This is a genomic window from Rhodohalobacter sp. (genome assembly GCF_041686455.1).
Classification (GTDB): Bacteria; Bacteroidota; Rhodothermia; order Balneolales; family Balneolaceae; genus Rhodohalobacter.
This window is the reverse complement of record NZ_JAWLDW010000112.1, coordinates 1-8947: the sequence shown is the minus strand read 5'-3', so window position 1 is coordinate 8947 and position 8947 is coordinate 1. Positions and strand designations below refer to the sequence as shown.

The following is an 8947-nucleotide window of genomic DNA, read 5'->3' as shown; positions in this document are numbered from 1 at the left end:
GGGTGTGTTCCATGGATTGCTTATTATGCTTCTCTTAGAATAAACTTATTACGGAGTGTTCAAATAGTATCAAGAAGTCATGAATTAGAATTGAACAAAATCGCAGTTCATAGTTCAGTCATCGGTCATTCGCAGATCAATAACTCTGTGCAGCGGGTCGCCTGATCCGTTAATTAAGTATGATTATAATTTTACCCAGAGCTCGATTTTAGTCTTTATTAGATAGCCAATAAGAACAATACACAATATCCCGATTTTTTTACTGTACCGACTTTATCTCTTTCGATTACGAACTGAAGAATTTCAGAATCCTTTATAAATATGATTACATTCAAAAATTCATAGAGAGCGATACAATTAAGAGTTATGTAATAGATTAATATTTTAAAGGTGCGATATTTATTTAAAAAAAGAATCCAGTCCATGTTTCGCCATAAATTGACCAATTTTCTATCCTTTCATTATAACCATCTATTTGGTGAATGGTCGTTCCCCCCTAAAATGCCTCATCACACAGCACGAAAAATTATAACCCGCAATTATGAAATAGAAGTAACTGAGGCGATTCAGTCTATTCTTCAAAAAAAAGATGTATTTATCGATGTTGGAGCAAATATCGGATATTTCAGCAGACAGGCAGCAGAGCTAGTTGGAGGTGACGGCCGAGTAGTAAGTATAGAACCAGGTTTTCAAAATTTCACATCACTTATTAAAAATACAATTCATTATCCTCAGGTTATACCGTTACTTATAGCTATGGATCAGGAAAGTTTACTTGTTGACCTAAATTTAAGCACGCACTCCTCCTGTCACAGCCTAATGTCCACCGAGAACTATCTCAGCAAGAAATCTAGAACAGTACCAACTCTCACTCTCGATTTTATTTGGGACAAATATTTGGATAGAAATCCTATCAAACTAATTAAAATAGATGTTGAAGGAGCAGAAATACGTGTTTTAGAAGGAGCCGAAGATTGTTTGAAGAACGGTGCCATACAACATATCATATTGGAGTTTTGCCCTGAAATTATGCACTCAGATGAAATTGACCCAATGCAGTACTTTAATCTTCTTTCCGAATTTTTTGATTTAAAAGTTCTTGGAAGAGATTACAAACCCCAAGGCGGAGAGACTTACTTAAACGAAAAATCGTTCGTAAATTTAACAAAGCGACTGCTTTCTATCGGTAATACCGCCAATGCAAATCTAATCGGATTTTTTAAAAAATAAACGATCGCACTTCTATTTGAGGCTATACTCCCGAATTCAGCATTTTCCAATCTAACGACCAATAACCTGATCCTGTGATGAACAGAAATATACATCCTAAAAACATAGCGAAATCAATTCGGGATATGTGAGCCATCAGCCAGAATCCCTCTTCAAATAAGATTGGGAATTTACCAATCATCACCGTAAAGCTAATTGTCAATAACAGAGGAATTACAGCAATTCTTGTGAAGAGCCCTGCCATAATCATAAGTCCGCATACAATTTCTAAGAATGAAATAACGGATACCATTGCTCCGGCTGAAATAAATCCAAGATTTTGGAAAAAACCGGTCTCTTGTAATTCAGGGTAGGATAGCTTAAGAACGCCTCCGGCCAGAAAGTAGAAGCCAACCATAAATCGAATCAACAAGGTTGTTTTCTGAGGTTCAGTTGAAAGAATACCGTTTTTCATATTCAATGATTTACGTTTGTATTTAAACAACTCCTCCTAGAATATTACAGAAAAACAGGATGATTCCCGCATTAATTACAACACCTGCATCAGATATTATATTCGATATTTTAAGCTATGATGGACTTTTTTGTGAGCAGTACGACGAATCACATATGCTATCTTATGCTCGTTCAAATAAAGACGAAACACTGGAAATATTCTTCTAATAAAGAACCCGTCTTATCTGAGCTTTTTATAATGAATTTCAGGTAATGACTTGATCAGATCTGCACTCGCTTTTGGAGTAATATCCCGCTGTTGGTTTCCGAGCATCTCATAGCCAACCCGGAATTTCTTGACCGTTGCCGATCGCAGCAATGGCGGATAGAAATGCATGTGAAAATGCCACTCAGGATGCTCTTGCCTATCAGTAGGTGCCGGATGGAATCCTGCTGAATAGGGAAATGAGATCTCAAAAATATTATCGTACTTAACGGTAATCTGTTTGATAATATCGGCAAGTGCATCTCTCTCTTCATCCGTCATATCGGTAAATCGGGCAAACGGTCTCCGACTAATCACCATCGTTTCAAACGGCCAGAATGCCCAGAACGGCACCAAAACCACGAAATGGTCGTTCTGAGCTACAATTCGTTCATCCTCCTGAATTTCCAATTTTAAATAGTCGCTCAAAAGCGTTCTTCCATGTTTTGAGAAATATTCTTTCTGCTGAATCAACTCTTTTTTCGGTTCCTCGGGAATGGTCTGCTGTGCCCAGATCTGTCCGTGCGGATGCGGATTGCTGCACCCCATAATCTCCCCTTTATTCTCAAAAATCTGCACATAGTTGATGTAGTCGCGAGAACCCAACTCCTCATACTCCTTCACCCAAACATCCACCACGTTTCGAATTTGAGAATGCTCCATTTCCGGCAGCGTCAAATCGTGTCGAGGTGTGAAGCATATCACTCGGCAAATTCCCTTCTCCCCTTTGGCAATCAACAGGTCATTTTTGTTGAACTCTTCATTTGGGGTGTCGGGGAGCAGGGCACTAAAATCGTTATCAAATACAAACGTTGATTTGTACTCCTCATTCTTAGCATCCCCTGCCCGGGAGTTGCCAGGACAGAGATAGCATTTCGGATCATACTCCGGCTTCTCTTCTCCCGGTATTCTCTCTTGTTTTCCCTGCCAGGGGCGTTTGGTTCGATGCGGTGAAACCTGAACCCATTCACCGGTTAACGGATTGTATCTTCTGTGCGGATGATTGGATAGATCTAAAGCCATGGTTCTCTAATTTATTCAATTGATGATCATATTGTGGGATAGAAGATCGATTTATACTTAATCTGGCACAAAAATTTCAAACAAGAACTGCACTCAACCACCCCTATTTCCCCTCCTTACATAAGGAGGGGATTTTCTGTCCAAATTTGACCTTATTTCAAACTCCTATTTTCAGGATTCTTTTGGTGTATGTACATCTTGTTTCAAAAGGTGTGTTCCTTCTGAAATGGTTGTTACGTAAACTGAAGCTTCTTTGCCGGTTTGCTGGCGGTATTTTTCTTTCACAATGTCTGCAAACAGTTCCACAGACTCCGTTCGAACCAAGTTGATGGTGCAGCCTCCAAATCCACCGCCCATCATTCTGGAGCCGATTACTCCATCCACATTTTTGGCGATATCAACCAGAATGTCCAGTTCTTTGCAGCTTACCTCATATTCATGTTGCAATCCATCATGTGATTTGAACATCCTTTGGCCGAACGCCTGAATGTTGTCTCTTTCAAGATCATCACAGGAATCGAGTACTCTTTGATTTTCTTCAATAACAAATTTACATCGCCTGAAAACGACTTCATCCATCTCACCCCGATTTTCCTCCAGCATTTCAAGCGTGACGTCCCTAAGTTTTTTCACTTCAGGATAGGATTTCTGAATGATCGATACACCCTCCTCGCACTGAGAACGACGTACATTATACTCCGAGCCGGCCAATTCTCGTCTCACTCCCGTATCACAAAGTACGATGTTAAAATCAGGATCGCGAAATGGCACTTTTTCAAACTCCAGTGTTCTGCAATCCAGCTTCAGTGCATGAGCCTCTTTCCCATTCAAGCTGGCAAACTGATCCATAATTCCACACTGAACCCCGACAAACTCGTTTTCAGCTTTTTGGGCAATTTGAGCCATCTTCATCTTAGAAATTTCCCAGTTGTTCAATTCAGCAAGTCCATACAGTACCCCGCCTTCGAGAGCTGCCGAGGATGAAAGTCCTGCGCCGATGGGCACGTTGCCGCCAAATACGCAGTCAAATCCAACACTATTCATTCCATGTTTTCTCAGATGATCCACAACGCCCAGAATGTAATCGGGCCAACCCATACCTGATTTTTCGAGATTAGGTGATAGCTCAACACTATACTCCTCATTCATATCTACTGAAAATAGTCGAATTCGTCCTGTATCATTCAGATTCATGGCCAGCCAGATCGCCTTATCAATCGCAGCCGGGAGTACAAAACCATCATTGTAATCGGTATGCTCTCCAATAAGATTCACCCGTCCGGGGGCTTTGATAAGCACAAAATCATCCTGAAAACGATTTCTAAACTCGCTGCTTATTCTTTCAATAAAGTCTGTCATCTTAAAAGCTATCAGTAGTTATAAAATTTGTTTACCAAAACACGGCGTACAGAACCGCTACAATAATCAGAATTGCATAAGCTCCAATATTGAATGCAGGTCCGGTCTTAAACATTTCTGCTGTGGTATGTATCGCTTTCGGGTCTTCGTCGTATGGATTTGTCGTTAAGCTTACGCCCGCAATAATCACTATCGTAATAATAAGGGTGTACAACATCTGATCGAGAAATGGCATCTCAAGTGCCGGCAATTTTAAGAGCAGTGCAACCACGATTGATGATAGCACGCCATAAATTGCGCCTTTTGTAGTTGTTTTCTTCCAGAAAAGTCCCATGATAAACACGGCCAAAATTCCGGGGCTTACCAAACCGGTGTACTCCTGAATGTACTGAAACACCTGCGGGACATTGGCCAGCTGAGGTGCCATCAGTATGGCGATCAGAAGAGCAACTGCAGCCGTAATTCGTCCGGTATTTACAGTCTGCTTATCGGTTGCGTTCTTGTTGAAATATGGCCGATAGATATCCATTGTGAAGATTGTTGCGACCGAGTTGAGCATCGATGCCAGTGAAGAGACAATCGCCGCTGCCAGTGCCGCTACTACCAAGCCTTTAAAGCCCGGTGTTAAAAACACCCTGATCAGCCACGGATAGGCATTGTCATAAATAATGCTGCCATCAGGATTGGTAAATACATCCGCTACACCCGGTATGATTGTGGTTCCTTCCGGCTGTACATAAAGAACATATACGATGATTCCAGGAATGACTACAATCAGAGGAATGATCAATTTCAGAAAGCCTGCAAATATAATTCCTCGCTGAGCCTCCTTTAATGATTTGGCCGCCAGTGTTCTCTGAATGATATACTGATTAAAACCCCAGTAGTAGAGATTGGCAACCCATAAACCACCGATTAACACCCCAACTCCGGGCAAATTCGAATATTCAGGATTCGACTTATCCAGAATCATATTAAACTTATCACCCGCAACGTCATAGATATGAACCATACCGTTCAAAATTCCACCGTCGGGAGTTACATGGTTCAAAGCTGCAATAGTTGTTACCGTACCTCCGATAATTAACAGTATAACCTGCAGAACATCTGTCCAAGCCACAGCAGATAATCCGCCATAGAGAGAATAAGCAGCGGCTATAAAAGCCAGTCCAATTAAGGCTGGGATTAGCAAACTTCCGTCACCGGTTCCCATAATAGTATCGAGTGCACGGGCTCCCAGATACATCACCGTAGTCAGGTTCACAAAAACAAAAAGTGCGATCCAGAATACAGCCAGGATTGTTTTAAGGGTGGTATTAAAACGATACTCGATAAATTCCGGAATGGTAAAAAGCTCCTTCTTGATAAAGATCGGCAGAAAATATTTACCAACAATGATCAGCGTAACGGCAGCCATCCATTCATAGGATGCAATGGCAAGCCCCACCGCAAAACCTGAACCGGACATCCCGATAATCTGCTCTGCCGAAATATTAGCGGCAATCAGTGATGCACCAATAGCCCACCATGGCAGTGCCTTACTGGCTAAGAAGTAATCTTCAGCGTTTTTTTGGTATCCTTCTTTTTCGCGGGATACCCATAAACCCAGCCCCACAATGACCAGTGCATATGCCACAAAAACAATCGTATCTAATAAGGCAAATTCCATATGTTCAGTTTGTTGGTTTTAAATTTGATTTTCCGTCTTCGATTGTAATTTTCAGAGACCACTCTGCCATTTCTGAAGATTTAATCTCCAGATTTGCACCCCACTCCATCGCCTTCTTCAAACTATCCGGCCGACCGATACAAGGTTCCAGGGCAACAGTCAGATCTCTTATTGTTGACTGTTCCGGCCAGCCACCGTAACAAAGCCAGATCCCCAGATAGGGAATCTCGGCCGTATTAAACTGAAAGAGGAGAGATTCATCAGTCTGTTTCCGATAGATTCCCGCCAGTCCGGTTTGAAGTCTTTCTGAAAAAAATTTACCTGCAAACCCGGCTTCTCTTGGCTGAACAATCGATAGATCAAAGGGGAGTATCTCAGATTTCAAACCCTTCCACGACAATCGATCTCCAAATTTCCCAATTTCCTCATCCGTCATTCCATCCACCATAACCTCATTGATCTCAGACGGCAAAATCAGTTCATCCCCCGGATCCACATTCAACAGCGGGTGGGACGACCAGATAAAGGGCATGGTGGATCTGCTTAAATTCTCCACACGGTAGCGTATCTTAAGTGTTTCGCCATGAAGATTGATCCACTTTGTAAAACGGTAGTTCTGCTTTTTTCCGTAAGTGGTCAGTTTTACTCCGGGACCCGACTGTTCTACCTCCCATTGGGACGTCCAAAGCTCGCCGTGATCCGGCAGATCGATAATCTCTCCATTTAGCAAAATCGAACACGATGAAACAGTCGGGAAACAGTCGTCAAAACCGGCAGCGTAGGGTGGCTGAAATTTCTGCCCATACGCAGGGAGTTCTACATTCTGATAGTTCTCCTCTGCCTGATGAAGAAATTGCGTGCCGGACTTTCTTCGTACAATCCCGGAGATTTTACCTCCCATTTCGGGAAGTACAGTCACAATAAGCCGACTGTTCACCAACACCACTTCATGGTTTAGTGGAACCGATTCAACTTCTTTTTCTATGGACAGATTATCATTCATGAATTTGACATCTCAGTTTAGTCGGGCATCCCTTCGTTATCCAATCTTCCCAGCCGGTATTTATCAAACACGTTGATTACCGGGAGCGCATTGCCGTCATCATCAAAAAATCCACGGGAACGCAATCCGCCCATCACGGCCGGCTCCCACCACATAATCCCTTTGATCTTTTCACTGTTGATGCTGAGCATCGTTTCATTTACAGACTCCAGAAATTCCACCTGACCTTCCGGTGTTTCAGGATAAGGAGGACGAGCATTTTCGTACTCGCTGGGTCTCCAGTTATAGGCGGTTTCCACCAGCATGATATCCTTGTCAAAGTGGCGGTCAAGAGAGAGCAGATTAGCCCTGAATTCGAGCAAATTCCCATGCCACCATGGGTAATACGACAGACCGATCATGTCGTACGGAATGTTGTACGACTCAAACGTTTCGTAGAATTCACGGGCACCAACTTTATCGGCACCTTGATCGTAGTGAATCATGATGATCGGTCGCGCCTCCTGTGCCCGCCCGGCATCCACTCCGTCAATCCCTGCTTTGGTCAGTTTCGCGTAGTTGTCCCAGTTTTCCGGCAGTTTACCGGTTGGCCAGAGCATTCCGTTTCGGGTTTCATTCCCAATCTGAACCATCTCCGGCATCACGCCGGCTTCCCGAAATGCGGTGATGGTATTTTTGGTATACTCATAGACAGAATCGGCCAAAACATCCACAGAAAGTCCCTCCCATGCAGCGGGAATGGGTTGTTTACCAGGATCCGCCCAACTGTCGGCATAGTGATAGTCGAGCAGAAATTTAAATCCGTACTCCTTCGCTTCCTGAGCCAGTTCGATGGTATATTCAAGATCGTTTGGAAGCTCATCAGGAGTATGGAAAAGTCGCAAACGAATCCAGTTGTACCCGTGATCGGAAAAGATCTCCAGTCCCGGTTTTACCACTCCATCATCCATAAACTCTACACCCTGTTCCTCGGCCTGTTTCAAAAATGAGAAATCTGCTCCAATGGCATAGGTAATATCCACCTGCTGTTTAATATCCCGTGTTTCCTGCGAAAATCCAGTCTCAACAATCAGCAGGAACAGGATCATGGACAACATGCCGTGTTTTAATTTCATCAAATTCATATCTCCTCCCGGTTTCAATTTTACTTAACTATTACTTGATATTCGCCTGAACTCAATCCGTCAGAATTTGCGCGCAGCGTAATCTCTCCACTTCTCTCTCCTACTTTCAGTAATATGGTTGCAATGCCGGCTTCTGCGTTAATCGGGTTGTAGCCAACCAGTTCTGCATCTCCTTCCACCTCAAACGAAACCTCCGGATCGGCATCTGGAATCACAGTTCCGTTATCATCTACTATTGACGCATAGACAAACAGTATGTCGTTCTGGCCCGCTTCAGCCTCTCTTCCGCTTTCGTCGATACTCAGTTGAATGGCACTAGCCTCACCCGGTGTGATTCTTTCTGTTTCCACAGTCGGCTCGCCATCAATATAACCGACAGCCTTAAGTGTACCCGGTTCAAATTCATCCAATTCAAAGGTGAATGGTGGATGATTTAGGTGCGTGGAAACCCGATCGGAATCAGGTTCCCGGCGGCCCATCGATTCATCGTTTAGAAAGAGTTCTACTTCCTCGGTGTTGCTGAAAATCTTTACGGTTGTAAAATCAGGATCAGACCAGAAATTGGCAATGTAGATCATCGGCCGATTGAACTCCGCATTGGGATCCGGATTTGGCCCGCCCTGACTCTGATAAAAGTAGTTGGTAAACTTGGGCAGCCTGAAAATATCGCGAATTCCGGACGCTTCCAGATCCACATCGTAACCGCGGTTGTAGTCGTACATCACCCAGTTGGCATCGCCAAATGCCCAGCCCTGAAGGTTGCTGTTGTGCGCTTCCTGGAAATTGAGCGCCTGCTGTGCCAACCGAACCTGCCCGTCGCCCCGAAGCTGACGTGAGTT

The 8947-nt window shown here is 43.5% G+C and carries 9 protein-coding genes; 2 read left to right on the top strand and 7 right to left on the bottom strand.

Annotated elements, in window-relative coordinates:
- The first annotated feature begins 423 nt into the window (after window positions 1–423).
- Window positions 424–1230, top strand: a complete 807-nt coding sequence (locus ACESM0_RS11305) for an FkbM family methyltransferase (RefSeq protein ID WP_372906317.1) — start codon at window positions 424–426, stop codon at window positions 1228–1230.
- 22 nt (window positions 1231–1252) lie between these two features.
- Here ACESM0_RS11305 and ACESM0_RS11300 read toward each other — a convergent pair whose 3' ends face one another.
- Window positions 1253–1684 carry a DoxX family protein gene (locus ACESM0_RS11300; protein WP_372906316.1) on the bottom strand — a complete coding sequence of 144 codons (432 nt, stop codon included), beginning with the start codon at window positions 1682–1684 and terminating at the stop codon, window positions 1253–1255.
- Window positions 1685–1743: 59 nt separating this feature from the next.
- On the opposite strand from ACESM0_RS11300, the gene ACESM0_RS11295 reads away from it, so the two are divergent.
- Window positions 1744–1893, top strand: a complete 150-nt coding sequence (locus tag ACESM0_RS11295; RefSeq protein ID WP_372906315.1) for a hypothetical protein — start codon at window positions 1744–1746, stop codon at window positions 1891–1893.
- 13 nt (window positions 1894–1906) lie between these two features.
- On the opposite strand, the gene ACESM0_RS11290 is transcribed toward ACESM0_RS11295, so the two are convergent.
- From ACESM0_RS11290 to ACESM0_RS11265, 6 genes are all read right to left on the bottom strand, one after another.
- Complete coding sequence (locus ACESM0_RS11290) at window positions 1907–2953, bottom strand: UDP-glucose--hexose-1-phosphate uridylyltransferase (RefSeq protein ID WP_372906314.1); 1047 nt, start codon at window positions 2951–2953, stop codon at window positions 1907–1909.
- A 171-nt stretch (window positions 2954–3124) separates the two neighbouring features.
- On the bottom strand, window positions 3125–4312 hold the full coding sequence (gene galK / locus ACESM0_RS11285) for a galactokinase (protein WP_372906313.1): 1188 nt from the start codon (window positions 4310–4312) through the stop codon (window positions 3125–3127).
- A gap of 31 nt (window positions 4313–4343) precedes the next feature.
- Window positions 4344–5981: a sodium/sugar symporter gene (locus ACESM0_RS11280; RefSeq protein ID WP_372906312.1), complete on the bottom strand. Its 1638-nt coding sequence runs from the start codon at window positions 5979–5981 to the stop codon at window positions 4344–4346.
- A 4-nt stretch (window positions 5982–5985) separates the two neighbouring features.
- Window positions 5986–6984 (bottom strand): hypothetical protein, encoded by a 999-nt coding sequence (locus tag ACESM0_RS11275; protein WP_372906311.1) that lies wholly within the window; start codon window positions 6982–6984, stop codon window positions 5986–5988.
- Window positions 6985–7001: 17 nt separating this feature from the next.
- Window positions 7002–8099 carry an arabinogalactan endo-beta-1,4-galactanase gene (locus ACESM0_RS11270; RefSeq protein WP_372906310.1) on the bottom strand — a complete coding sequence of 366 codons (1098 nt, stop codon included), beginning with the start codon at window positions 8097–8099 and terminating at the stop codon, window positions 7002–7004.
- Between the two features lie 29 nt (window positions 8100–8128).
- On the bottom strand, window positions 8129–8947 hold an 819-nt coding region (locus ACESM0_RS11265), incomplete at its 5' end, for a DUF4982 domain-containing protein (protein ID WP_372906309.1).

Excerpts from the sequence above, each read along its gene's own strand:
- ACESM0_RS11305 (WP_372906317.1), top strand. The coding sequence starts at position 424 with ATGTTTCGCCATAAATTGACCAATTTTCTATCCTTTCATTATAACCAT.
- ACESM0_RS11300 (WP_372906316.1), bottom strand. The coding sequence starts at position 1,684 with ATGAAAAACGGTATTCTTTCAACTGAACCTCAGAAAACAACCTTGTTG.
- ACESM0_RS11295 (WP_372906315.1), top strand. The coding sequence starts at position 1,744 with ATGATTCCCGCATTAATTACAACACCTGCATCAGATATTATATTCGAT.
- ACESM0_RS11290 (WP_372906314.1), bottom strand. The coding sequence starts at position 2,953 with ATGGCTTTAGATCTATCCAATCATCCGCACAGAAGATACAATCCGTTA.
- galK (WP_372906313.1), bottom strand. The coding sequence starts at position 4,312 with ATGACAGACTTTATTGAAAGAATAAGCAGCGAGTTTAGAAATCGTTTT.
- ACESM0_RS11280 (WP_372906312.1), bottom strand. The coding sequence starts at position 5,981 with ATGGAATTTGCCTTATTAGATACGATTGTTTTTGTGGCATATGCACTG.
- ACESM0_RS11275 (WP_372906311.1), bottom strand. The coding sequence starts at position 6,984 with ATGAATGATAATCTGTCCATAGAAAAAGAAGTTGAATCGGTTCCACTA.
- ACESM0_RS11270 (WP_372906310.1), bottom strand. The coding sequence starts at position 8,099 with ATGAAATTAAAACACGGCATGTTGTCCATGATCCTGTTCCTGCTGATT.